The organism is Mycobacterium sp. AT1, from assembly GCF_002043095.1.
In the GTDB taxonomy this organism is placed as follows: domain Bacteria; phylum Actinomycetota; class Actinomycetes; order Mycobacteriales; family Mycobacteriaceae; genus Mycobacterium.
Genome location: NZ_MVOC01000076.1, coordinates 51509 through 74720, shown reverse-complemented (window position 1 = coordinate 74720; position 23212 = coordinate 51509). Strand labels below are relative to the sequence as shown.

The 23212-nt window shown below is 68.4% G+C and carries 24 protein-coding genes; 14 read left to right on the top strand and 10 right to left on the bottom strand.

Annotated elements, in window-relative coordinates; translation table 11 throughout:
* Positions 1-3: 3 nt before the first annotated feature.
* Positions 4-507: a histidine phosphatase family protein gene (locus B1790_RS30670; protein WP_079927080.1), complete on the top strand. Its 504-nt coding sequence runs from the start codon at positions 4-6 to the stop codon at positions 505-507.
* On the opposite strand, the gene B1790_RS30665 is transcribed toward B1790_RS30670, so the two are convergent.
* Positions 504-1001: a DUF3558 domain-containing protein gene (locus tag B1790_RS30665; protein ID WP_369832460.1), complete on the bottom strand. Its 498-nt coding sequence runs from the start codon at positions 999-1001 to the stop codon at positions 504-506. The genes B1790_RS30670 and B1790_RS30665 overlap by 4 nt on opposite strands.
* Positions 1002-1054: 53 nt before the next feature.
* A complete protein-coding gene (locus B1790_RS30660) occupies positions 1055-1594 on the bottom strand; it encodes a DUF3558 domain-containing protein (protein WP_079927050.1) in 540 nt (179 codons plus the stop codon).
* 144 nt (positions 1595-1738) lie between these two features.
* Here B1790_RS30660 and B1790_RS30655 point away from each other — a divergent pair, with 144 nt between their 5' ends.
* The gene (locus B1790_RS30655; RefSeq protein ID WP_079927049.1) at positions 1739-3472 is read left to right on the top strand and encodes an ABC transporter ATP-binding protein; all 1734 of its coding nucleotides are present in this window, start codon (positions 1739-1741) and stop codon (positions 3470-3472) included.
* Complete coding sequence (locus B1790_RS30650; RefSeq protein WP_079927048.1) at positions 3469-5373, top strand: ABC transporter ATP-binding protein; 1905 nt, start codon at positions 3469-3471, stop codon at positions 5371-5373. The genes B1790_RS30655 and B1790_RS30650 overlap by 4 nt, the downstream gene beginning before the upstream one ends.
* A gap of 67 nt (positions 5374-5440) precedes the next feature.
* Here B1790_RS30650 and B1790_RS30645 read toward each other — a convergent pair whose 3' ends face one another.
* On the bottom strand, positions 5441-5983 hold the full coding sequence (locus B1790_RS30645) for a hypothetical protein (protein WP_079927047.1): 543 nt from the start codon (positions 5981-5983) through the stop codon (positions 5441-5443).
* A gap of 66 nt (positions 5984-6049) precedes the next feature.
* Complete coding sequence (locus B1790_RS30640; RefSeq protein WP_056559742.1) at positions 6050-6253, bottom strand: hypothetical protein; 204 nt, start codon at positions 6251-6253, stop codon at positions 6050-6052.
* A 93-nt stretch (positions 6254-6346) separates the two neighbouring features.
* Between B1790_RS30640 and B1790_RS30635 the strand changes: the two genes are divergently transcribed.
* The 4 genes from B1790_RS30635 to B1790_RS30620 are packed head-to-tail and all read left to right on the top strand — an operon-like array spanning position 6347 to position 11216.
* Positions 6347-7243 carry an AIM24 family protein gene (locus B1790_RS30635; protein WP_198952163.1) on the top strand — a complete coding sequence of 299 codons (897 nt, stop codon included), beginning with the start codon at positions 6347-6349 and terminating at the stop codon, positions 7241-7243.
* A gap of 26 nt (positions 7244-7269) precedes the next feature.
* Entirely contained in the window at positions 7270-8817 is a 1548-nt protein-coding gene (locus B1790_RS30630; protein WP_079927079.1) for a class I adenylate-forming enzyme family protein, read from the top strand.
* 42 nt (positions 8818-8859) lie between these two features.
* Positions 8860-9060, top strand: coding sequence for a cation transporter (locus B1790_RS30625; RefSeq protein WP_079927045.1), 201 nt, complete (start codon positions 8860-8862; stop codon positions 9058-9060).
* A complete protein-coding gene (locus B1790_RS30620; RefSeq protein ID WP_079927044.1) occupies positions 9057-11216 on the top strand; it encodes a cation-translocating P-type ATPase in 2160 nt (719 codons plus the stop codon). The genes B1790_RS30625 and B1790_RS30620 overlap by 4 nt, the downstream gene beginning before the upstream one ends.
* On the opposite strand, the gene B1790_RS30615 is transcribed toward B1790_RS30620, so the two are convergent.
* Entirely contained in the window at positions 11164-12288 is a 1125-nt protein-coding gene (locus B1790_RS30615; protein WP_079927043.1) for an adenylate/guanylate cyclase domain-containing protein, read from the bottom strand. The two genes, B1790_RS30620 and B1790_RS30615, sit on opposite strands and share 53 nt — an antisense overlap.
* Before the next feature lie 90 nt (positions 12289-12378).
* On the opposite strand from B1790_RS30615, the gene B1790_RS30610 reads away from it, so the two are divergent.
* The 3 genes from B1790_RS30610 (at position 12379) to B1790_RS30600 (ending at position 14680) form a co-directional block, all read left to right on the top strand.
* Positions 12379-13134, top strand: a complete 756-nt coding sequence (locus tag B1790_RS30610; RefSeq protein ID WP_079927042.1) for a DUF899 family protein — start codon at positions 12379-12381, stop codon at positions 13132-13134.
* A gap of 27 nt (positions 13135-13161) precedes the next feature.
* Positions 13162-13644, top strand: coding sequence for a DNA-deoxyinosine glycosylase (locus B1790_RS30605; protein WP_079927041.1), 483 nt, complete (start codon positions 13162-13164; stop codon positions 13642-13644).
* A 127-nt stretch (positions 13645-13771) separates the two neighbouring features.
* Positions 13772-14680, top strand: a complete 909-nt coding sequence (locus B1790_RS30600) for a hypothetical protein (RefSeq protein WP_079927040.1) — start codon at positions 13772-13774, stop codon at positions 14678-14680.
* Here the strand turns inward: B1790_RS30600 and B1790_RS30595 are convergent.
* On the bottom strand, positions 14667-15581 hold the full coding sequence (locus B1790_RS30595) for an SDR family NAD(P)-dependent oxidoreductase (RefSeq protein WP_079927039.1): 915 nt from the start codon (positions 15579-15581) through the stop codon (positions 14667-14669). The two genes, B1790_RS30600 and B1790_RS30595, sit on opposite strands and share 14 nt — an antisense overlap.
* Positions 15578-16195 (bottom strand): TetR/AcrR family transcriptional regulator, encoded by a 618-nt coding sequence (locus B1790_RS30590; protein WP_079927038.1) that lies wholly within the window; start codon positions 16193-16195, stop codon positions 15578-15580. The genes B1790_RS30595 and B1790_RS30590 overlap by 4 nt, the downstream gene beginning before the upstream one ends.
* Before the next feature lie 112 nt (positions 16196-16307).
* Here B1790_RS30590 and B1790_RS30585 point away from each other — a divergent pair, with 112 nt between their 5' ends.
* Positions 16308-16733 carry an HIT family protein gene (locus B1790_RS30585; RefSeq protein ID WP_079927037.1) on the top strand — a complete coding sequence of 142 codons (426 nt, stop codon included), beginning with the start codon at positions 16308-16310 and terminating at the stop codon, positions 16731-16733.
* Here the strand turns inward: B1790_RS30585 and B1790_RS30580 are convergent.
* A complete protein-coding gene (locus tag B1790_RS30580; RefSeq protein ID WP_079927036.1) occupies positions 16722-17681 on the bottom strand; it encodes an amidohydrolase family protein in 960 nt (319 codons plus the stop codon). The genes B1790_RS30585 and B1790_RS30580 overlap by 12 nt on opposite strands.
* A 111-nt stretch (positions 17682-17792) precedes the next feature.
* Here B1790_RS30580 and B1790_RS30575 point away from each other — a divergent pair, with 111 nt between their 5' ends.
* Entirely contained in the window at positions 17793-18242 is a 450-nt protein-coding gene (locus B1790_RS30575) for a nitroreductase family deazaflavin-dependent oxidoreductase (protein ID WP_079927035.1), read from the top strand.
* Here the strand turns inward: B1790_RS30575 and B1790_RS30570 are convergent.
* Together B1790_RS30570 and B1790_RS30565 are read right to left on the bottom strand one after the other, a co-directional pair.
* Positions 18239-19291, bottom strand: a complete 1053-nt coding sequence (locus tag B1790_RS30570; RefSeq protein WP_079927034.1) for an LLM class flavin-dependent oxidoreductase — start codon at positions 19289-19291, stop codon at positions 18239-18241. The two genes, B1790_RS30575 and B1790_RS30570, sit on opposite strands and share 4 nt — an antisense overlap.
* A 77-nt stretch (positions 19292-19368) precedes the next feature.
* Positions 19369-20193, bottom strand: a complete 825-nt coding sequence (locus B1790_RS30565; protein WP_304528842.1) for a uracil-DNA glycosylase — start codon at positions 20191-20193, stop codon at positions 19369-19371.
* A 75-nt stretch (positions 20194-20268) separates the two neighbouring features.
* On the opposite strand from B1790_RS30565, the gene B1790_RS30560 reads away from it, so the two are divergent.
* Both B1790_RS30560 and B1790_RS30555 read left to right on the top strand, forming a co-directional pair.
* A complete protein-coding gene (locus B1790_RS30560; protein ID WP_079927032.1) occupies positions 20269-21489 on the top strand; it encodes an MFS transporter in 1221 nt (406 codons plus the stop codon).
* 74 nt (positions 21490-21563) lie between these two features.
* Entirely contained in the window at positions 21564-23204 is a 1641-nt protein-coding gene (locus B1790_RS30555; protein ID WP_079927031.1) for an L-lactate permease, read from the top strand.
* The last annotated feature ends 8 nt before the right edge of the window (positions 23205-23212 follow it).

Here is a 23212-nt window from a genome sequence, read left to right as displayed (position 1 = left end):
TCGATGACGACACCCGTACGCACTCTGGTGCTGCTCCGGCACGCGAAGTCCGACTATCCCGACGGGGTCGCCGACCACGAGCGTCCACTCGCTCCGCGAGGCATCAGGGAGGCCGCCCTGGCCGGTGATTGGATCAGGGCCAACGTCGGGAAGGTCGACGCCGTGCTGTGCTCGACGGCCACCCGCACGCGCGAGACGTTGGCGCGCACCGGGATCGATGCCGACGTCCGTTACGAGGACTCTCTTTACGACTCTAGGCCCGGCACGGTGGTCGACCTGGTCAACGGCATCGGCGACGACGTCGAGACGCTGCTGGTGGTCGGCCACGAGCCCACTACGTCGGCAGTGGCGTTCGCACTCGCCGGCCCGGGCTCCGACGCAGATGCACTGGAACGTATGACAGAGAAGTACCCGACGTCGGCGATCGCGGTCCTTACGACCCAGCTGCCATGGGCACGGCTCGAACTAGGCGGCGCGACCCTGGTCGACTTCCACGTGCCGCGCTAGTTGTTGGTGTTGAGCGTCAGCTCCATCAGCTTGATCGCCATCCCGCACGCGTCGATGCCGGGTACCTGCGGGTTGACCCACCACCCGACCACGCCCGCCGCGTCGCTCGCCACGCCGCATGCGCCGCTGGCGTCGTTGGGCTTCATCACGATCGACTGCACGCCCGCCACCGAGCGGCTCTCCACCTGGTACTTCAGGAAGTCGGCGACCTTGCGTTCGTTGTCAAGGCTGCCCTGCTCGAACCAGAACCGGGTGATGTCGATCAGCCCGGCGGGATTGAGCGCCTGCCAGCGGCACAGAGCGCCGACGAAAGTGCTCTGGATGTCCAGCGGATCGGCGCCCACGGTCTTGGCGAGGACGTCGGTCGTCAGGACGTCGCACTCCTTGAGCAGGTTGGGATAGGTCTTGGCGGAGTTGTCGTTGCGGGGGGTGTTGCCACCGGACCCCGCCTTGACGGCCTGGCCGGACACGTCGCGGGAACAGCCGACGAGCATCGTCACGGTCGCCAAGATGGCGACCAAGACGGCCATGACCCTTCTAGGCGCGCTCACTTCGAGTTCACGATCGACTGGCGGGTGAGTTCCTTGGCGACGTCGCAAGCGTCGGGGAAGGGCTTCTCGGTGAAGTTGACCGACCACTCGATGAAGTCGTCGTCGAACTGGATGCCGATCTCGCACAGCGAGGTGCCCAGCGTCGGGTCTGCGTTCATGGCGATGAACCCGTCATGGCCTTCGATGTTGATGTCCTCCACGCTGCTGCGCGACAGTTCCTCGGTCTTGCGCTCGCGGCCGATTGGGCTGCCCCGGTACCAGTTGAAGGAGAAGTGGGGCCCGAGGATGCCGCCGCCGAGCAGCCACTGACATCCCACCGACGTCTTGGACGTGTTGACCAGTCCGTTGACCTTGGTCAGCTGCGCCATCGTCTCGTCGGTGATGCCGCCACACTCGGGAAACATCGCTCCGTGCTTGGCGTCGGCAGCTGGCGCGGGCGCCGACGACCCATCCGGGCCGGCCGGCTGGTCCGAGCTGCCGGAGCACGCCGCAACCAGCGGAATCACGGCGGCGGCAAGCACCGTCAACGCCTTCATGTTGCGGTGGCCACGTCTTCCCGTCACGCCCGACACTGTAGCGGCAGCCTTGGGCCACAACCACCGACATGCCGACTGACCTGGAGTTTTCTAAGGAAATCCACGGGTGTGGGCGCGCGCAGGGAGGTGTGCGACAGTTGCGGAATGCTCTGGGCGTTGCTGCGACGGTACGCGGGGCCGTACCGCGGGCCGGTCGCCGTCGTCGGCGGACTTCAAATGGTCAGCACGTTGGCGTCGCTGTATCTGCCGACGATCAACGCGGCGATCATCGACGACGGCGTCGCGAAGGGTGACACCACCACCATCGTCGAACTCGGCGCGATGATGCTCGGGGTCACCGCCCTGCAGGTGCTGTGCGCGATCGGTGCCGTCTACTTCGGTTCGCGGGTCGGCATGGGGTTCGGCCGCGATCTGCGATCGGCGATGTTCCACCACGTGACCGGCCTCTCCGCCGAGGAGACCGCCCGCTTCGGCGCGCCCACCCTGCTGACCCGCACGACCAACGACGTCCAGCAGATCCAGGTGCTCCTGCAGATGACGTGCACCATGCTGATCGCCGCGCCGATCATGTGCGTCGGCGGCATCGCCATGGCCATCCATCAGAATGCCGGCCTGTCGTGGCTGTTGATGATCAGCGTGCCGCTGCTCGGGTTGTCCAACTACTGGATCGTCACCAAGCTGCTGCCGATCTTCCGCCGCATGCAACACCAGATCGACGGCATCAACCGCGTGATGCGCGAACAGCTCGCCGGCATCCGGGTGATCCGCGCGTTCGCCAGGGAGCCGTTCGAGCGCACCAGATTTGGCGAGGCCAACGAGGCCCTCGCCGACACCGCGATGACGGTCGGCCGCCTGCAGGCGCTGATGTTGCCGTTCACCACGTTGGTGATCAACGTGTCCAGCGTCGCGTTGATCTGGTTCGGCGGGATGCGCATCGACTCGGGCGAGATGCAGGTCGGCTCGCTCATCGCGTTCCTGTCCTACTTCATGCAGATCCTGATGGCCGTCCTGATGGCGACGATCCTGTTGGTGATGTTGCCGCGCGCGTCGGTGTGCGCCGAGCGCATCACCGAGGTGCTCGCGACCGCGCCCGCGATCACCAGCCCTGAGACGCCCAAGACCCCGGCCGTCGCGCGGGGCGCCGTCGAGATCGTCGATGCCACCTTCCGCTACCCGGGCGCCGACCGTCCTGTGCTGCAGGGGGTTTCCCTGGTGGCCCGGCCAGGAACCACGACGGCCGTGGTGGGGTCGACGGGCTCCGGCAAGTCGACGCTGATCTCGCTGATCTGCCGGCTGTTCGACGTCACCGAGGGCTCCGTCGCCGTCGACGGGGTCGACGTGCGGGACTACGACGTCGAGGCGCTGTGGTCGACGATCGGACTCGTCCCCCAACGCGGCTACCTGTTCTCCGGGACGGTCGCCGAGAACCTGCGCTACGGCAAGGCCGACGCGACCGACGACGAGATGTGGGCCGCGCTGCGCGTCGCGTCGGCCGACTCCTTCGTCGCGGCGCACGCCGACGGGCTGGAGATGCGAGTCGCTCAGGGCGGCATCAATTTCTCCGGCGGGCAGCGGCAGCGGCTGGCGATCGCGCGGGCGGTGATCCGCCGCCCGGCGGTCTATCTGTTCGACGACGCCTTCTCCGCCCTCGACGTGCACACCGACGCGCGAGTCCGAGCGTCTCTCGCAGAGGTCTCCGCCGACTCGACCGTCGTGATCGTCTCGCAGCGCATCTCGACGGTGGTGGACGCCGACCAGATCGTCGTGATCGACGACGGCACCGTCGTCGGCGTCGGCACGCATGACTCGCTGCTCCTCGACTGCCCCGTGTACGCGGAATTTGCGGATTCCCAGGCGATCACCGGAGTGGCCCGGTGACCGGACCGGTGGGCCGCCAACTCAAGGCCGCCGGCGGCGACGCACCGACGCAGCGCCCCAAGGACTTCAGGGGGTCCGCGGCGCGGCTGCTGAGGAGGCTTACCCCGCAACGAATTCCGACCGCCATCGTGCTGTTGCTCGGCGTCGTCGGAATCGGTATCGGGGTGGTCGGACCGCTGATCCTTGGGCATGCCACCGACCTGCTGTTCAGTGGGGTCATCGGCCGCCGACTACCCGCAGGCCTCACCAAGGAGCAGGCGATCGAGGCGGCGAGGGCGCGCGGCGACGGCACCTTCGCCGACCTGCTGTCCGGCATGAACGTGGTGCCGGGGCAGGGGGTCGACTTCAGCGCCGTCGGCCGGACGTTGTCGTTGGCGCTCGCGTTGTATCTGGTTGCCGCCCTGATGATCTGGATTCAGGCCCGGCTGCTCAACGTGATCATCCAACGGACCATGGTGGCGGTGCGCTCCGACGTCGAAGACAAGGTGCACCGCCTGCCGCTGTCGTACTTCGACTCGCGCCAACGCGGTGAGGTGCTGAGCCGGGTCACCAACGACGTCGACAACATTCAGTCGTCGTTGTCGATGACGATCAGCCAGTTGCTCACGTCGATGCTGACCGTGGTCGCGGTGTTGGTGATGATGCTGACCATCTCGCCCCTGCTCGCCTTGATCACGGTGTTGACCGTTCCGTTGTCGTTGTGGGCGACGCGCACGATCGCCCGTCGCAGCCGGGACCAGTTCATCGCGCAATGGCGAAACACCGGGCGCCTCAACGCCCACGTCGAGGAGACGTACAGCGGGTTCACCGTCGTCAAGACCTTCGGCCACCGCGCGATAGCCGAGGATAGATTCCGCGAACTCAACGACGAGGTGTACCAGGCCAGCTTCGGCGCCCAGTTCCTCTCCGGCCTGGTGTCCCCCGCGACGACGTTCGTCGGCAACCTCAGCTACGTGGCCGTCGCCGTCGTCGGCGGACTGCAGGTGGCAACCGGCCAAATCTCGCTCGGCAGCATCCAGGCCTTCATCCAGTACGTCCGCCAGTTCAACCAGCCGCTGACGCAGGTGGCGTCGATGTACAACACGCTGCAGTCCGGAATTGCCAGCGCGGAGCGGGTTTTCGACCTTCTCGACACCGACGAGCAGACGCCGGACCCGACGGACTCCTCACCTGAACGGCGCGGACCGGGGCGGGTGGTGTTCGAACACGTCGGGTTCGAGTACCGGCCGGGGACCCCGATCATCGAGGACCTGTCCCTGGTGGCCGAACCCGGCAGCACCGTGGCGATCGTCGGCCCCACCGGCGCAGGCAAGACGACGCTGGTGAACCTGTTGATGCGGTTCTACGAGGTGGACTCCGGCCGCATCACGATCGACGGCGTCGACGTCACCGCGATGAGCCGCCACGCGCTGCGGTCCAGCATCGGCATGGTGCTTCAGGACACCTGGCTGTTCGGCGGCACCATCTACGACAACATCGCCTACGGTCGCCCCGACGCCGACGAGGAGCAGGTGATCGAGGCCGCGCAGGCCGCGCACGTCGACCGGTTCGTCGCGACGCTGCCGAAGGGGTATCAGACCTGGATCACCGACGACGGCGGCAACATCAGCGCCGGCGAGAAGCAGCTGATCACCATCGCCAGGGCGATCCTGGCGCAACCGAGCCTGCTGATCCTGGACGAGGCCACCAGTTCCGTCGACACCCGCACCGAGCTGCTGATCCAGCAGGCCACCGCCGAACTTCGCCGCGACCGGACGAGTTTCATCATCGCGCACCGCCTTTCGACGATCCGCGACGCTGACGTCATCCTGGTGATGGAGGCGGGGCGGATCGTCGAGCGGGGCACTCACGACGAGTTGATCGCCCGCCACGGCGAGTACTGGTCGATGACCCAGGCCTAGCCAGTCGCGATTTCGGCGCGCTGATCCGCGCTCACCGCGGACGAGCGCGCCGAAATCGCAAGGGGCGCTAGAGCTTGGGGCCCTCGGCGCGGAGGTCGTCGACCGTGGTCATCGCGTCACGCAGCTTGCCGAGCCATTCGTCGGCATGCTCTCCGACGAGTCGGACCGACCAGACCAGCGCGTCGGAGCGCGAGCGGGCGACCCCGGCGTCGACCAGGGTGTCGAGCACCTGGCGTTCGGGCTGGCGCAGGCGTGTCATGACCGGTACGGCGATGTGCGTGAACAGGATTCGTTCCGTACCGACCTCGACGCCCCAAGCCACCTTGCGGCCGTAGCGGTGCTCGGCTTCGTCCGCGATGCGCATCCGCTCGGAACGGGTCTCCTCCCGGAAGCGCGCGGCGCGGCCGGAGGCTCGGGCGTCGCTCTCCTCGCCGTCGGTGACGGGAAGCGTGCCGATGACGGTGATCTCTTCGCGGTCGACGACGACCGTGGGGTCACCCGAGAACCAGCCCTCGGGTAGGCGTCCGGCGATCCAGTCGGGGGCGTCGGTGGCGTCGGGCTGTTGGGACTGTTGCCAGCCGCCGGAGCGGCCGCGGTGATGTTGTTTCATGATTACATGATTACGTTGTTACAGCCGTAGCGGGGCAGAATCCTCCCAGGGCGAACGGGGACGGGGTCAGCGCAGCTTGCGCGCGACCGCCACGCCACCACCGACGACCAGCGCGAGCAGGAGCAGAATCCCCCAGCCCGCACCGGCGAGGAGCCACACCGCGACGACCGCGACGATTCCCGGCGAGGCGAGGAAGAGAACCATTCCGGGGTGCTGCTTGACGACCTCGATGGCGCTACGGGCACGCGCCGGGTCGATCTCCTTGGACATCTGCCCAGCATGCCAGGACGGCGGCCCTCGAAGGGTGGGAGTTGGCCTAGGGTCGGGACAAGAGACATTGACGTCGAACCAAGGAGTGACACGGTGACTGGACCCGGACAAGGAAGCTGGCAGCCCGACCCCGAGGGCCGCTTCGACTACCGCTGGTGGGACGGCCAGGGATGGTCCGATCAGGTGTCCCACCAGGGCCAGGCCGGCCGGGCGCCACTTGGCGGCGCACCCTCGCCGCAAGCCCAAGCCCAAGCGCAGGTGCAGGACCAGGCCCCGCAGGCGTCGGTCTACGACCCCGGCCAGTCGGTCGGCGGCGACGGATTCGAGGGCATCACCGGCGATCTCGTCGACGGCCGGTTCAGCGAGAAGGAGTCCAAGCCGATCGCCAACCAGAACGCGAAGCTGCTTCGTGTTCGCCTCGGCGAGCCGTTCATGGCGCGGCAGGGCTCGATGGTCGCCTACCAGGGCAACGTCGACTTCTCCTTCGAAGGTGGCGGCGCGTCGAAGTTCATCAAGAAGGCGCTGACCGGTGAGGGCGTCCCGCTCATGCGATGCCAGGGGCAGGGCGACGTGTTCCTCGCCGAGCTCGCCCACGACGTACACCTGTTGAACCTGAACAACTCTGGTCTGTCGATCAGCGGCAAGAACGTGCTGGCGTTCTCCTCTAGCCTGCAGTGGAACATCGAGCGGGTGAAGGGCGGCAGCATGGCCACGGGTGGGCTGTTCAACACCACCCTGCGCGGCACCGGCTGGGTGGCACTGACGACCGACGGCCCCCCGGTGGTGCTGAACGCCGCCGAAGCGCCGACCTTTGCCGACACCAATGCCGTCGTCGCGTGGTCGGCGAATCTGCAGACTCAGTTGAAGGCGAGCTTCAAGGCGGGCGCACTGATCGGCCGCGGCTCCGGCGAGGCGGTCCAGGTCTCGTTCCACGGCCAGGGCTTCGTCATCGTGCAGCCCTCGGAGGGCATTCAGATCCCGACGGCGTGACGCGCGTGTGGGGAACCGAGGTCCGGATGAGCACGTACGGCGGCCACCCGGGCCTGGTCTACGACCAAACGCCGAACAGCTTCTCCGAGTTGATGGCCGGCACCGAGGTGTGGACCGACAGGACGTTCCTCGTCCACGGTGAGCGCCGCGTCACCTTCGCCGGGTTCCGCGCCGCCGCCCAGGCAGCCAGGGCCTACCTCACGGACCTCGGCATCCGGCCCGGTGACCGAGTGCTGGTCTTCGGCTACAACAGCCCCGAGTGGGTCGTCACCCTGTGGGCGCTGTGGCTCGAGGGCGCGGTGCCGGTGCTGGCCAACCGGTGGTGGAGCGGTGCCGAAATCGACCACGCCGTACGCGTTCTCGCTCCGACGCACGCACTCGCCGACACCACCCTCGACGTGCCGGTGCCGGTCAGCCCGCTCGACCAGCTGCGCGCAGTGTTCGACGGACCCGGGATGGAAGCCTCCCCCGCCGTCGAATCCGACGGCGACGCGGCCGCGCTGGTCCTGTTCACCTCCGGCAGCTCCGGCATGCCGAAAGCCGTTGAGCTGTCCCGTCGTTCGGTGATCTACAACCAGCACGACATCATGCAGCGCACCGGCCGGCTACCCCACCTGCTCGACGACGGCTCGGTCCAGGTCGTCAGCCTGGCGACGACGCCGATGTTTCACGTCGGCGGGCTGTCCAGCCTGCTGACCCATTTTCTGACCGGCGGCAAGATCGTCATGACCGAAGGCCGATTCGACGCGGGACGGATCCTCGCACTGATCGAGCGCGAACGCATCCAAGTCTGGGGAGCGGTGCCCACCATGGCAATTCGCGTCCTCGAACATCCCGACTTCGCGTCTCGCGACCTGTCGAGCCTGAAGTCCTGGCCGCTGGGCGGGGCGCCGGTCACCACCGCGCTGCTGGATCGAATCCGCACCAAGCTGCCGAAGCTACGCGAGCGGGGCCTGAGCAACACCTGGGGCATGACCGAAGCCGGCGGCTTCCTCACCGTCGCCGACGCCCGCGATCTTGCGACTCACCCCGGGACGGTGGGACGGCCGTACCCCGTGGTCGAGATCCGGATCGCGAATCCCGACGGCGACGGCGTCGGGGAGGTGCTGGCCCGCTCACCCACGGTGATGAACGGCTACGTTGGCGCCTCGCCGGAACAGGCGGCCGAGACCGTCGACGCCGAGGGCTGGCTGCACTCCGGCGACCTCGGGCACCTCACCGAGGACGGCTACCTGTTCATCGACGGCAGGAGCAAGGACGTCGTCATCAGGGGTGGCGAGAACATCGCCTGCCCGCACGTCGAGGCGGCGATCGCGACCCATCCCCGCGTCGTCGAGGTGGCCGCGCTCGGCATACCCCACCCCGACCTCGGCGAGGAGTTGGTGGCGGTGGTCGTCCACCAGGCTGACGCCGCAGCGCCGACGGCCGACGAGCTGGCCGGCCACGTCTCGGGAGTCCTGTCCTACTTCGCCATCCCGACGCGCTGGGAGATTCGCGCGCAGCCGCTGCCGACGCTGGCCGGGGAGAAGGTCGACAAGAAGTCACTGGCCGCGTCATTCGCCACCGGTGACTGACGCCTCGATTACCCATACCCCCTATGGGTATATAGTGGCGGCATGAGCGTCTTATTGGAAGTGCACGGTATGAGCTGCGCGCACTGCGTCGCATCCATCACCTCGGCGGTGTCCGCGCTGCCAGGGGTGACGGCCGTCGACGTGGCGTTGGAGGCGGGCACGGTACGAGTCGACGGCAGCCCCGACGTGGCCGTCGTCAGCGCGGCAATCGAGGACGCCGGGTACGACGTCACGACACCATGAGCACCGTCACCCTCGCCGTCGACGGCATGACGTGCGCCTCGTGCGCGGCGCGAATCGAGAAGCGGCTGAACAAGATCGACGGTGTGCGCGCGAGCGTCAACTACGCGACCGAACAGGCCGCCGTGGACTTCGACGACGGCGTGACCACCGACGAGCTGGTGGCCGCCGTCCGCGCCACCGGATACACCGCGACGGTGGACCGCCCCGAACGCAACCACGACGACGAACACCGGCGCCGACTCGTCGTCTCCGCCGTCCTGAGTGTGCCGGTGGTCGTCGTGTCGATGGTGACGGCTTGGCAATTCGTCGGGTGGCAGTGGTTCGCCCTCGCGCTGGCCACACCCGTCGTCACCTGGGGCGCGTGGCCGTTTCACCGGGCTGCGCTCGTCAACCTGCGCCACGGCGCCACGACGATGGACACCCTGGTCTCGATCGGCGTGCTCGCCTCTTATCTGTGGTCGGCCCAGCAGGTCTTCGTGGGCGACGTGCACCACCAGCTCTACCTCGAGGTGGCCTCCGTCGTCACTACGTTCATCCTCGCCGGCCGCCACTTCGAGACCAGGGCGAAGACCCGGTCCGGCGCCGCATTGAGAGCACTGCTGGACATGGGCGCCAAGGACGTCGCGGTCATCCGGGATACCCGCGAGGAGCGGATCCCCGTCGACCGCTTGGTCGTCGGCGACGTCTTCGTGGTGCGCCCCGGCGAGAAGGTGGCCGCCGACGGCATGGTCGTCAGCGGCGCATCGGCAGTCGACGCCTCGATGCTCACCGGCGAGTCGGTGCCGGTCGACGTGGCCGTCGGCGACCAGGTGACCGGTGCGACGATCAACGTCGGCGGACTGCTCCACGTCAGGACGACCCGCGTGGGCGCCGACACCCAGCTGGCCCGGATGGCTCGCCTGGTCGAGGAGGCGCAGAGCGGCAAGGCCGACGTTCAGAGGCTGGCCGACCGCATCTCCGCGATCTTCGTGCCCATCGTGATCGCCGTTGCCGCAGCGACGTTCGCCGGCTGGCTGCTGGCAGGCAGCTCGTCGGCCGCCGCGCTGACTGCCGCCGTCGCCGTCCTGATCATCGCCTGCCCCTGCGCGCTGGGGCTGGCGACCCCGACGGCGCTCCTGGTCGGCACCGGCCGCGGCGCCCAGCTCGGAATCCTGATCAAGGGACCGCAGGTGCTCGAGTCCACCCGGCGCGTCGACGCCGTCGTGCTCGACAAGACGGGCACGGTGACGACGGGCCGGATGAGCGTCGTCGACGTGGTGGGAGACGACGACGTCCTTCGGCTTGCAGGCGCTCTCGAGAACGCCTCCGAGCATCCGATCGGCCGCGCCGTCGCCGCCCGAGCGGCCGCCGCCGGCGCGCTGCCCCCGGTCGACGCCTTCGCCAACCACGGCGGCAAGGGCGTCGTCGGCGTCGTCGAGGGCCGGACCGTGTCCGCCGGACGCCTGACGTGGCTGCGCGACGAGCGCGCGCTGGTGCCGCCCGCCGATCTCGTCACGGCTGCCGCCGACGCCGAATCCCTTGGTCGCACGCCGGTGTGGATCGCCGTCGACGACGAGATCCGCGCCGTCATAGTGGTCGCCGACACCGTGAAGGACTCTGCCGCAGAGGCGATCCGCGACCTGCGCCGCCTCGGGCTGACACCGATCCTGTTGACCGGCGACAACGAGCGCGCGGCGCGAGCGGTCGCGGCAGAGGTCGGGATCGACGCCGTGATCGCCGAGGTGCTGCCCGCCGACAAGGTCGACCACGTCAAGCGGCTGCAGTCCGAGGGCCGGGTCGTCGCCATGGTCGGCGACGGCGTGAACGACGCAGCGGCCCTCGCACAGGCCGATCTGGGCTTGGCGATGGGCACCGGCACCGACGTCGCGATCGAGGCGTCGGACCTGACGCTCGTCACCGGCGACCTTCGGGCCGCCGCCGACGCCATCCGGCTCTCGCGCGCCACCCTGCGCACCATCAAGGGCAACCTGTTCTGGGCGTTCGCCTACAACGTGGCGGCCATTCCGCTGGCCGCCTTGGGGCTGCTCAACCCGATGATCGCCAGCGCTGCAATGGCTTTCAGCTCGGTGTTCGTGGTGAGCAACAGCCTGCGGCTGCGGCGGTTCACCCCTTCCCGCCAGCCCGGCGGGCGCGGAACAGCTTCACTTCGTCCTTGATGTTCTTGAGGCGCCGCGCGCCCGCGAAGGACCAGTCGAACTGGTCGGCCTCGCCGATGGCCTCGCGGGTGGACTCCGACACCAGAACCGCGCCGGGTCGCGACGCCCCCGTCACCCGGCTGGCAAGGTTCACCGAGCTGCCGAACCAGTCACCCGCCCGACTGACCGCCATCCCGGTGGCCAGCCCCACCCGCAGCCGCGGAAAGTCCTCGTCGGCCTCGGTGGCGTCCAGCAGGTCCAGAACGGCGTCGAGCATCGCGACGGGATCGCTGCTGACGAGCATCACCTCGTCGCCGATGCTCTTGACGTAGCGAACCGGCGGCTCCGCGACCTCGCGCGCCACGTCGGCCAACCGGTGAGCGAGCTTCTCCAAATCCTCGGGTGGAACGGCCTCCCCCAGCTGGGTGAAGCCGACGAGGTCGGCGAACGCGATCGTGACCAGCCGGGCGCCCGGAAGCGGAACTCCTTCCGCCCGTTCGGTATTGGTGACTGCTTCGGTCTCCATGATGTGCAGCAGCTGCAGCCGCAGAGCGTCCTCGACCATCGGCCCAAGCAGCGGCGCCACCTGCGCCACCAGGGCCTCGGTGGCCTTCGCGGTGTCGAGCTCGGTGGCGCCGGGTTTCAGCACGGCGGCCAAAGCGGCGTACCGCATCACCTCCGCCGCCCGAGTCAATCCCTCGGCGAGCACCTGCAAGATCAGCACCACCTGATCGGCGGTGATTCCGACGTCGAGGAACTTCCGTGCATTGGCGAAGGCGTCGCCGTCGAATCTCGGAAACACGACGGCGTCGGGGTCCTCCACCCGTGGTAGGCCGACGGCCCGCATCATCCGTTCCAGCAAGTCAAGATCGAGGCCGGCGTCCTCGCTGATCTGCCGGGCCGACACCAGCGTCCCGTCGTCTCCCATGGCACCGCGGGTGGCCAGCAGCATCGGTGCGAACGACTCGCGGATCCGTTCGGCGGTGTAGCCCTTCGAGATGAGCCACTCGACGAGCTCGGCCCGTTCGCCTCGCGCCGTGCCCTCCAACCCGTCCAGCAGGCCGGCCGCTTCCAGGTCCCCTAGGTCCTCCACGGGGTCAACGTATCCGACGGCATCCCGGCCGCGATGAGTTCCGGCTCGCAGGCTCGTCCATACCGTTGACCGCTGCTCGAGGAGGACACGATGACCACACCCACCGGCCACCCACCCGTCGTCGACCCGGCCACCTGGCAGACCGCCCGCGACGAGCTGCTGGTCCGCGAAAAGGCCCACACCCGGGAAGGCGACGCCATCGCCGCCGCCCGCCGACGGCTGCCGATGGTCGAGTTCGACGGCACCGTCACGGTCGTCGGATCCGCGGGCCCCGTTCCGTTCCTCGAATTGTTCGACGGCCGAGACGAACTCGTCGTGTACAAGCACATGTGGCATGACGGCGCACCGCACCAGGGGCAGTGCGGGGGCTGCACCACCACGGCCTGGCACGTGAAGGACGCCGTCTACCTCAACGCTCGCGGCGTCTCGTACGCCGTCCTGACCGAAGGCGCGTGGGACGAGGTTGCGCCCTACGTGCAGTTCATGGGCTACACCGAGCCGTGGTATTCGGTGCGCGGCGTGGACGGCCCGGCCGGCGGCCCGATGGGGTTCCTCACCTCCTACCTGCGCCTCGGCGACCGCACGTTCCTCACCTATTCCACGACCGCACGGGGCAACGAACGGGTCAACGGCTCGATGGGCCTGCTCGACATGACCCCCTACGGCCGCGGCGAAGACTGGGAGGACAACCCCGACGGCTGGCCCGAGGGACGGCCCTCCTGCTGGTCGTGGTGCGCGGACGCCGACGGGAACCCCACCTGGGGGCCGACCAGCCGACCGGTGCCACAGTGGACCCGACCCGGCGCCGCGCCGGTGACGACACTCGGACGGCGCGACGGCGACTGACCACCGTTCTCTGGGAGGATCGCAGGAATGACCGAACCGCTGCGAGAATGCCTTCCACCCGTCGTCGGCGACGACGCCAGGGTGCTCATCCTCGGCTCGTTCCCCAGCGAACGGTCGCTCGTCGCCGGCGAGTATTACGCCAACCGGCGCAATCAGTTCTGGCAACTGATGGCCGGCATCTTCGACGTCGGCGTCGACCTGCCGTACCAGCAGCGGATCGACGCGCTGACGGGTCACGGCGTCGCGCTGTGGGACGTCGTCCACCGATGCCGCCGGGTCGGCAGCATGGACGCCAAGATCGACAAGGCGACGCTGGAAGTCAACGACTTCGGACCGCTGTTCGGCCGGCACCCGGGCATCCAACGGATCTTCGTCAACGGGTTGACTGCCTTCGAACTGTTCGAGGCTCACGTCGAGTCCGAACTACCCGCCGTGCGGTTGCCGTCGAGCAGCGGAGCGTTGCCGATGTCGTTTGCCGACAAGCTGGAGAGGTGGCGCGAGGCCGCCTGACGGCCGGCGCGCGTGGCAACCGCGCCGCTAACCTCGACGGCGGTATAGTCGGGCGTCTACGCTTGAGTTCGTTGGCTTCAGTTAACTCGCAGCCAATGTGACGTCACCGGGTAGAGGAATCGGGCCCATGCCGATTGCAGTGCAGTTCGACCAGCCAGTTGGCGGCCGAATTCCGCGCGCCCTGGTGTACGGCGGCACCGTCAACGTCACCTCCCCGTCGCCCACGTCGGTGGCGTTCGCCATGTTCGCCAGGGAGTTGATCGGCGACGCCTTCGGCGGCCGCAATCCCGAGTTGGCCCGGTTCGACCTTCTTCCCGCCGACCACGCCGCGATCCTCCGCTCGCTCACCTCACGGTTCACCCAACACCCCGAGTCCAGACGTTTCGTCCAGGCGCTAGTGACGGAGCGCGGCGGCGACCCCGAGACCACCTACGTCGGCGTTCCCCGGCTTCGCGCGTGCACCGGCGATGAGCACCTCGTCGCGGGGCTCGACGCCTGGCGACCGCGCCGCGACACGTGGTGCGCCGCTCCCCTGGCACAGCTCAACCACTGGATGCCGGTCTACGAAATCGCCGACGGCGACGGCATCGCCCTTCACCTGGAGTACTTCAGCCAGGCGATCGCCAACGACTCCGCCTGCTACGACCACGCCGTGGGTAGGCCGGCACCCCTTCCCGGCCCGACCGAACCCGTGAACCCGTTCTCGGCCAGTGCCTTCGTGACTCCCGTCGGGGGCATGCTGCAGTTCTCCGGTCAGCATCTGTACTGCAGTGTCCCGAACGACAGTGACCGGACCCGCTTCTCGGTCGACTTCGCGACCGTCGACGTCGACGACATCAGGGCAGGCCTCGGCGCCCGCAACGTCGACTGCCGCTGCACCGGGTCGACGATCCGCGACTTCGTCCGCGCTGCCGACCTTTCACCCATGCCCCGGGACGTGGTCGCCATGCTCGACGACCGCCCCGAGACCGGTGGCGAGCCGGTCTACGCGCCTCCGACCGAGCCCGTCTTCACTCCCACGTTCACGAAGGCCTGACGCGCGCAACCAACCGTTCACTGGCTTCCCAGAGCTCGAGCGCCTTCGATTCGTCATACGACTCGACAGAGGAGCGGATGGCCTTCTCGCCCTCGAAATAGGCGCCGGATACACCGTCGAAGCGAGGGTCGGCTACGAGTGCCGCGAGACGCCGGCCCGATTCTCGGGTGCCGTTCACGTTGGGCAGCACGCGAAGTGCCGCAAAGAGATAGCGGGACACCAACCTCATCGCCGGGGGATAGTTCCGGGCCAGACCGGAGCCCGGCATCAGACCGGGGTCGAAGGACGTCACCGTGATGCCGTCGCCCCCACGTCCAAGCCTGCGATCCAACTCGTAGGCGAACAGCAGGTTGCACAACTTCGACGTGGTGTATCGCCTACGCCCATTTGGCGTCCCCTCGGGGTCCGCCGGTGGATGCGCGAGCGCCTCGGCCGACGAGTAGTCGGGGTGCGGCATCCCGGTGAATTTCTTGGGATCGTGCGTGCCGCTGCTCACCACGACCACGCGGGCGGGGCGCGTCAGCTGCGGGACCAGACCCTGCATCAAGGCGAAGTGGCCGAGATGGTTGACACCGAATGTCATTTCGAACCCGTCCTCGGTCAACCTGGTTCCACTCGGGACCTGCAGGCCCGCGTTGCACACGACGGCGTGCAGCGGGGGCAGCCCGGCATCACCCAGCAGCTCGCCGAACGCGCGGACCGAAGCCAGCGACGCGAGGTCCAGCGGCAGCACGGTACAGCGTTGCGCCACACCGAGATTCGTGACGGCATCCGCCCCCCGCGCGGCGTCACGGACGGCGAGCACCACGTGATACGTCTCGTCGCCGGCCAATAGTGCTCGCGCGCATTCCAAACCGAGTCCGGAATTGGCTCCCGTGATCACGGCCGTTCTCGTTGTCATTCTTCCTCCAACAGAATTGGCAGCAGGGCGGTGACGGCTTGAAACAGCCGCCGGTACATCCGTTCGACGTCGGTCGAGTCGGGTTCGAGGTGGTCGGCGATGAAGATGCCGTCGGAGAGCGCTACGGCCAGCGCGGTGAGTTCGTCGAGCACGCCGTCGGCAGTCGAGACGGGCACGTCGGCGGGAAGGAGTCCGGCGATCGCGGTGCGGAAACCGGCGATCGCGGTGTCGCGGACCCGCCGAACGAGAGTGGTGACGCCTGGATCGTCACTGCGCTCGAGCGAGAGGAGGTAGAACAGCCGAAGAAAGTCCGGGTGCTGGGACAGCAGCCGGGCAGTTTCGGCGAATTGATGCGCAACGCCGTCCTTTGCGGCCTCGTCGCGCTGTGGGATCGCAGCGAAGAAGCGCTCGGCGCCGCGTTCCATGACCGCGGCCAGGACCCCCTCCTTGGACCCGAAGTGCCAGTAGACAGAACTGGCCGGCAGGCCGCTGGCCTTGCAGATCTCGCTGATCGACGTGGCGGCGTACCCGTTGGAGCCCATCAGTCGTTCGGTGGTGTCGAGGATGAGCCCGCGAGAGGTGTCACCCTGGGCTTGCCTTTGCGTTCGCGCCATCGCTCTCCCTGTAAGGATCGTTACAGACAGAGAGTATCACCGGATTCACGACAGGGTCTCACCAGCCCGGTGGGCCAGGCAGTCGCCGGAGCCCGGCCGCTACGGTGGCCTCATGCCCTGCGTGTTCTGTGCCATCGTCGCCGGTGACGCACCGGCCATCCGCGTCTACGAGGACGACGAGTGCCTCGCCATCCTCGACATCCGACCCATCGTCCGCGGGCACGTGCTCGTCATCCCCAAGGCGCACACCGTGGACCTGACCGACACCCCGCCGGACACGGTCGCCGCCATGATGCGGATCGGTCAGCGCGTCGCCAAGGCGGCGCGCGCCTCGGAGCTACACGCCGACGGCAACAACGTCGTCGTCAACGACGGGAAGGCGGCGTTCCAGAGCGTCTTCCACATCCACCTGCACGTCACGCCACGCAAGACCGGCGACAAGCTGTCCTTCGCCAAGGGATTGGTGATCCGGCGCGATCCCGATCGGGAGGAGACGGCCCGCATCCTGCGCGACGCGCTGGATTCCCTAAAGCCCTAAGAACTTCCGCGCGTTGCGTTCGAGGGTGGCATCGTCGACGCCTGCGGCGTGCGGCAGCTCGAGAGGCTTCGGCAGACCCATGTCGAACGGATAGTCGCTGCCGCACATCAGGTGCGTGGGATCGGACTGCGCGCGCAGCAGCTCGAGGGCCGCCGCATCGTGGGTCAGGGTGTCGAACCACAAGCCGGCAAAACCCTCACGCGGAGAACGGGTTTCTGCGGTGCGGACGTCGGCCCGCTGCTTCCAGCCGTGCTCCCAACGCCCCACCAGCGCCGGCGCGCACCCACCGCCGTGCAGCATGCAGATGCGCAGGTCGGGCAGCGCCTCGAGCACCCCGCCGAGCACCAGAGCCGCTGCGGCCGTGGCGGTTTCGACGGGATTACCGATCAGGTTGACGAGGTAGTACGACGACCACTCCGGCCGCGGCAACTGCATCGGGTGCACCAGCACGGCAAGGTCGAGTTCGGAGGCGACGGTCAACAGGTCGCGCATCGGTGCCACGTCGAACGACGTCGAACCGAGCAGTGGTGGTACCGCGATCCCGCGAATCACACCGCTGGCCGCGATCTGATTCATCTGCGCGAGCGCCGAATCGACGTCGTGCAGCGACACCAACCCCAGCCCAAGAAGCCGATCGCCGCTGTCGCGGCAGGCACCGGCCAGCGCATCGTTGAACCGGCCGACGTAGTCGTCGACTCCTGGGTCGTCGGCGACCGGAAAGGCGAACGGCGGCGCCGAGATCACCCGGGTGCCGAGCCCGGCGGCATCGGTGTCGGCGATCACCCGACGCGGATCGGTCATGGCGTCGGTCTCGATGTACAGCGGCAACTCGCCGAGGAACATCTGACCGTCGCGGCCGTGAAGCGGCGGCAGCGGTGAACCGGGCGGGAGCCCGAACAGCTCCTCGGGTAGCCAGTGCGCGTGAACGTCGATCGGACCGGTCGTCATGGCTCCACGATGCGCGACACGACGGCGCACCGACAATGTCAGCCGCTACACAACTCCCCGGGAAGCTATGGCCACAGCTCCACCCGGTTCTCGGATGACAGACTGGGGCCCATGAGCACCATTCCCGTCTGGGAGCGCTACCTCGGCATTCCGCTTCTCAAGGTCCACGATGCGATCTATCGCAAGACCAACGGCTGGGTCGGGCACAAGATCCCAGGGCAGGCACCAATCCTGCTGCTGCACACCGTCGGCGCCAAGACGGGCATTGCGCGCACCAACGCGCTGAGCTACGCCCTCGACGGCGGGTCCTACCACGTCGTCGCCTCCAAGGGCGGTGACCCGAAGGCGCCCGGGTGGTACTTCAACCTGAAGGCGAATCCGAAGGTCGAGATCAACGTCGGCCCCAAACGGATGCCCGCCACGGCACGCATCATCGGTGCCGACGACCCGGACTACGCCCGGCTGTGGAAGCTGGTCAACGACAACAACTCCCAGCGCTACGACGGGTATCAGAAGCGCACGAAGCGACCGATCCCCATCATCGCGCTGACGCCAAGCTAGAAGAGCTCCTTGGCGAGCAGTTCCAGCGTCTGGTCGCGGGCCGGTGCGAGCCGGGGGTCGACGCCGCGGAACGCGGAGCCGACGGGGTTGACCATCACCTCGTCGACGCCGAAGTGGGCGGCGAGCTCGCGAATCTGAGCGGCGGCCTCAGTCGGAGAGCCGACGACAGCACGCTCCAGACCGGCGTCGACGACGGCCTCCTGTTGGAAGCTGAGCTCGACTTGCCGGGCGTCCTCGACGAGGTCGAGCGCGCGCAGCGGTTGGCCCGTGCGCAGGAAGGCCATCATGTGCAGATTCGGCAGCATCAAGTCCATCGCCTCCTCGCGAGTGGGCGCGACCGACGCGTTGACCGTCATGAACGTGATGGGCTCCGCGGCGAGGTCACTGGGCCGGAACTCGGAGCGGTAGGTGGCGAGCGCCTCCTCGGTGCCCTGCCCGGAGAAGTGGTGGGCGAACACGTACGGCAGTCCCTTCGCGGCGGCCAGGTGCGCCGAGTAGAGAGACGATCCGAGCAGCCACAGCCGCGGTTCGCTGGCGGCCGCGGGCGTCGCCTTGAGGACGTAGTTCTGGTCGAGCAGGCCCCTGCTGCGCACCGCCACCTTGACGCCGGTGGTGCTCATCAGCGCGGCGACGTCGTCGAGGTATTGGGGAAAGTTCTCGATGTCGCTGTCATCACGGCCCGCGGCGCCGCGGAGCGCCATCGAGGTCACTGGATCCGAACCGGGAGCCCGCCCGATGCCCAGATCGATGCGGCCGGGCGCGGCGGCCTCCAGCAGCGCGAACTGCTCGGCGACGGCGAGCGGCGCGTGATTGGGCAGCATCACCCCGCCTGAGCCGAGCCGCAGCTGCGCGGTCTGGGCCGCGAGGTAGGCCAGCACGACGGGCGGGCTGGTCGCCGCGACCGCGGGCATGTTGTGGTGTTCGGCCACCCAGTAGCGCGTGTAGCCCAGCTCGTCGGCGGTCTTGGCGAGGTGAACCGTCGCCGCCAGCGCATCGGAGGTGGTCTGGTCGCTGCGGACCGGGACGAGGTCTAGTACCGAAAGTCGCACGCTTCATTCAACCGCCGGGTCGCCGGGATCGTTCCCCGTCGGGCGATTTCGGCGCGTTCAACCGCGGTGAGCGCGGATCAGCGCGCCGAAACCACGGTCTTGGCGGTGGTGAACACGTCGTCGACCATGGCCGGGGTGAGCCGACCGGTGAAGGTGTTCTGCTGGCTAGGGTGAAAGCAGCCGATCAGCGCCACGTCGCCCAACGTCGCGACCGCCAGGTGGCCGAACTTGGGTAGCGGCCGGGGCACCGTGCCACCGCCGGCGCGCACCATGTCCAACGCCACCTTCCACGCGAACCCGCCGAGTGCGACGACCGCGCGCACGCCGGGCCGCACCAGCCGCCACTCGGCGTCCAGCCAGGGGGCGCACGTCGCGCGTTCCTCCGGCGTCGGAGCGTTGTCCGGTGGTGCGCATCGGACGGGCGCGACCATCCGGGTGTCGATCAGCGTCAAACCGTCCGCGGCGTCGACGCTCAGCGGCGAGCTCGCCAGGCCTGCGCGGTAGAGCGCGGCGAACAGGAAGTCGCCGCTGCGGTCGCCGGTGAACACCCGGCCCGTCCGGTTGGCGCCGTTGGCGGCGGGCGCGAGCCCCACGATCAGGATCGACGGCGTAGTCGAGCCGAAACCGGGCACCGGCCGGCCCCAGTACGGCTCGCCGGCGAAGGACCGACGCTTCTCGACGGCCACCTTCTCCCGCCAGGCGACCAGCCGTGGGCAGGCCCGGCACACGCTGACCTCCGCGTCGAGGTCGTCGACCGTCCGAGCCCCCTTGGCCAACGTGCGCACCCGCGCCGGCGTCGTCGCCACGGCGGTGTCGGGCCTGGCGGGATCACCCGGCCAGCCGGTCCCGGCCGGCACCGGCGAGTCGAACAGCTCGCCGGTCCGCGGATGCGCCAGTCTCACCCCCTCACTGTGCACGTGCGGAAAATGTGTTCGCGGATCGGGCTGACTCGCTGTTAGATTCAGCCGCGAGAACTCATGATCAACACCACCCGGCGCCCCCTCTTCCTGATCTTCTTCGCGGCACTCACAGCCGGGGCGGGCAACGGAATCTCCCTCGTCGCATTTCCATGGTTGGTATTGCAGCGCAACGGATCTGCGGTCGACGCCTCGATCGTGGCCATGGCGGGAACGCTGCCGCTGCTGGTCGCCACCCTGATGGCGGGGGCGGCGGTCGACTACCTGGGACGCCGGCGGGTGTCGATGATCTCCGACGCGCTGTCCGCCGTGTCGGTCGCCGCGGTCCCGGTGATCGCGCTGACGTTCGGCGCCGACGCGATCAACGTGACGGTGCTGGCCGCCTTGGCCGCACTCGGCGCGTTCTTCGACCCGGCAGGCATGACGGCCCGCGAGACCATGCTCCCCGAGGCAGCCCACCGGGCGGGTTGGACGCTTGACCACGCCAACGGCGTCTACGAGGCGGTGTTCAACCTGGCCTACATCGTCGGACCCGGCGTCGGTGGCCTCTTGATCGCCACCCTGGGTGGCGTCGACACCATGTGGGTGACGGCCGGTGCCTTCGTGCTGTCCATCTCGGCGGTCGCGGTGCTGCGCCTCGAGGGTGCCGGCGTCCCCAATCGCGAGCACATGCCCCAAGTGTGGGCGGGCGTCGTCGAGGGTCTCAAGTTCGTCTGGAACACCCCGGTGTTGCGCACGCTCGCATTCGTCGACCTCACCGCCACCGGGCTGTACATGCCGATGGAGAGCGTGCTGTTCCCCAAGTACTTCACCGACCGCAGCGAGCCCGCGCACCTGGGGTGGGTGCTGGTGGCGCTGAGCGTGGGCGGGTTGATCGGCGCGCTCGGCTATGCCGCGATGTCGAAGTACTCCAACCGGCGGACGATCATGCTCGTCGCACTGCTGGTGCTCGGGGTGGCGATGACCGTCATCGCCTTCCTGCCGCCGCTGCCGGTGATCCTGGTGCTCTGCGCCGTCGTGGGGTTCGTCTACGGGCCGATTGCCCCGATCTACAACTACGTGATGCAGACCCAGGCACCCGCGCACCTGCGCGGCCGGGTGGTCGGAGTGATGGGCTCGCTGGCCTACGCGGCGGGCCCGCTCGGGCTGATCGTCGCCGGTCCGCTCGCCGACACCGCGGGCCTGCACGCGACGTTCCTCGCCTTGTCCCTGCCGATGCTGCTGCTCGGATTGGCGGCGATCTTCCTGCCCGCTCTGCGCCACCTGGATCAAGATCGGTGATCCCGCGGTTTCCAGCTGACCGGTTTGGGTAACCCCAACCTCGCATGTGACGCACACCACAATCGAGGTCAGCCGTGTACCAGCAAGTTCTCGATCCGGTCGCCAACTCAATCGCGTGGAGCGCGGTGGTGGCAGTCATCCCGCTGCTCCTGCTGTTCGTTCTGCTCGGTGCGCTGAAGATGACGGCCTGGGTGGCGTCGCTGATCTCGCTGGCGGTGTCGCTGGCAATCGCGATCGTCGTCTACGGCATGCCCGTCGGTCAGGCGTTGCTCGCCGGCACCGAGGGCGCGGCGTTCGGCTTCTTTCCCATTCTGTGGATCGTCATCAACGCCATCTGGGTGTACCAGATGACGGTCGAGACAGGTCATTTCGACGTCCTGCGACGTTCGTTCGCCAGCGTCAGCGACGACCAACGCGTTCAGGCGATCATCATCGCCTTCTCCTTCGGCGCGCTGATGGAGGCGCTCGCCGGCTTCGGCACTCCCGTCGCGGTGACCTCGGTGATGTTGATGGCGTTGGGCTTTCAGCCGATGAAGGCCGCGGTGCTCGCCCTGGTGGCGAACACCGCGCCGGTCGCCTTCGGTGCGATGGCCACCCCCATCATCACCCTCGGCAGGGTCACCGAACTTCCCGTCGACACGCTCGGCGCCATGATCGGCCGCCAGACGCCGCTGCTGGCCCTGTTCGTTCCGCTGGCCCTGGTGGCGATCGTGGACGGTCGGCGCGGCCTCCGGCAGACCTGGCCCGTCGCGCTGGTCTGCGGCGTCGTGTTCGCCGCCGCGCAGTACGCCACCTCCAACTTCGTGTCCGTGCCGCTGGCCGACGTGGTGGCGGCCCTTGCATCGGCGGCCGCGGTGGTCGCCATGGTTCGGGTCCGGCGTCCGTCCCGCACCGCCGACGTCACCGCGCGGGTCGGCGCCTCGGGGACGGCAGACGGGCCTGACGACCTGCCTGACGATGCCGACGTCACCGATTCCAGGGCCGACGTCGTCAAGGCGTACGCGCCCTACGGCATCATCATCGCCGTCTTCGTCGTCTGCCAGATCAGCGCGGTGAAGAAGCTGCTGGACCGCGCCACGATCACCTTCAACTGGCCCGGCCTCGACGTGGTTGACGCCGACGGCGACCCACTGAGCCTCGCCAAGTTCTCCCTCAACTTGCTCACCACGCCCGGCACCCAGATGCTGGTTGCCGGCGTGCTGACCATGGTCGCGCTGAGACTCTCGGTGCCAAGGGCCGTCAAGGCCTATGGGGCGACGCTGCACCAGTTGCGGTGGGCGATTCTCACGGTCATGATGGTGCTGGCGCTGGCCTTCGTGATGAACTTGTCCGGCCAGACCATCACCCTCGGCACCTGGATGGCTGGGGCGGGCTCGGCGTTCGCGCTGCTGTCCCCGATCCTCGGCTGGCTGGGCGTCGCGGTGACCGGCTCCGACACGTCCGCGAACTCGTTGTTCGGCGCCCTGCAGGTCACCGCCGCGAACCAAGCCGGGCTCTCCGACGTTCTGATGGCCGCCTCGAACAGTTCCGGCGGCGTGCTCGGCAAGATGATCTCCCCGCAAAACCTGGCCATCGCCGCGGCGGCGGTGGGGCTCAACGGCAAGGAAGGCGAGATCTTCCGCAGGGTGGTCCTCTGGAGCCTCGGCTTCCTCCTCGTCCTCTGTGCGTTGTCCGCGCTGCAGGCCTCGCCCGTCTTGTCGTGGATGGTGCCGTGAGACTCGTA

Excerpts from the sequence above, each read along its gene's own strand:
- B1790_RS30670 (WP_079927080.1), top strand. The coding sequence starts at position 4 with ATGACGACACCCGTACGCACTCTGGTGCTGCTCCGGCACGCGAAGTCC.
- B1790_RS30665 (WP_369832460.1), bottom strand. The coding sequence starts at position 1,001 with ATGCTCGTCGGCTGTTCCCGCGACGTGTCCGGCCAGGCCGTCAAGGCG.
- B1790_RS30660 (WP_079927050.1), bottom strand. The coding sequence starts at position 1,594 with ATGAAGGCGTTGACGGTGCTTGCCGCCGCCGTGATTCCGCTGGTTGCG.
- B1790_RS30655 (WP_079927049.1), top strand. The coding sequence starts at position 1,739 with ATGCTCTGGGCGTTGCTGCGACGGTACGCGGGGCCGTACCGCGGGCCG.
- B1790_RS30645 (WP_079927047.1), bottom strand. The coding sequence starts at position 5,983 with ATGAAACAACATCACCGCGGCCGCTCCGGCGGCTGGCAACAGTCCCAA.
- B1790_RS30640 (WP_056559742.1), bottom strand. The coding sequence starts at position 6,253 with ATGTCCAAGGAGATCGACCCGGCGCGTGCCCGTAGCGCCATCGAGGTC.
- B1790_RS30630 (WP_079927079.1), top strand. The coding sequence starts at position 7,270 with ATGAGCACGTACGGCGGCCACCCGGGCCTGGTCTACGACCAAACGCCG.
- B1790_RS30625 (WP_079927045.1), top strand. The coding sequence starts at position 8,860 with ATGAGCGTCTTATTGGAAGTGCACGGTATGAGCTGCGCGCACTGCGTC.
- B1790_RS30620 (WP_079927044.1), top strand. The coding sequence starts at position 9,057 with ATGAGCACCGTCACCCTCGCCGTCGACGGCATGACGTGCGCCTCGTGC.
- B1790_RS30610 (WP_079927042.1), top strand. The coding sequence starts at position 12,379 with ATGACCACACCCACCGGCCACCCACCCGTCGTCGACCCGGCCACCTGG.
- B1790_RS30605 (WP_079927041.1), top strand. The coding sequence starts at position 13,162 with ATGACCGAACCGCTGCGAGAATGCCTTCCACCCGTCGTCGGCGACGAC.
- B1790_RS30600 (WP_079927040.1), top strand. The coding sequence starts at position 13,772 with ATGCCGATTGCAGTGCAGTTCGACCAGCCAGTTGGCGGCCGAATTCCG.
- B1790_RS30595 (WP_079927039.1), bottom strand. The coding sequence starts at position 15,581 with ATGACAACGAGAACGGCCGTGATCACGGGAGCCAATTCCGGACTCGGT.
- B1790_RS30590 (WP_079927038.1), bottom strand. The coding sequence starts at position 16,195 with ATGGCGCGAACGCAAAGGCAAGCCCAGGGTGACACCTCTCGCGGGCTC.
- B1790_RS30585 (WP_079927037.1), top strand. The coding sequence starts at position 16,308 with ATGCCCTGCGTGTTCTGTGCCATCGTCGCCGGTGACGCACCGGCCATC.
- B1790_RS30580 (WP_079927036.1), bottom strand. The coding sequence starts at position 17,681 with ATGACGACCGGTCCGATCGACGTTCACGCGCACTGGCTACCCGAGGAG.
- B1790_RS30575 (WP_079927035.1), top strand. The coding sequence starts at position 17,793 with ATGAGCACCATTCCCGTCTGGGAGCGCTACCTCGGCATTCCGCTTCTC.
- B1790_RS30560 (WP_079927032.1), top strand. The coding sequence starts at position 20,269 with ATGATCAACACCACCCGGCGCCCCCTCTTCCTGATCTTCTTCGCGGCA.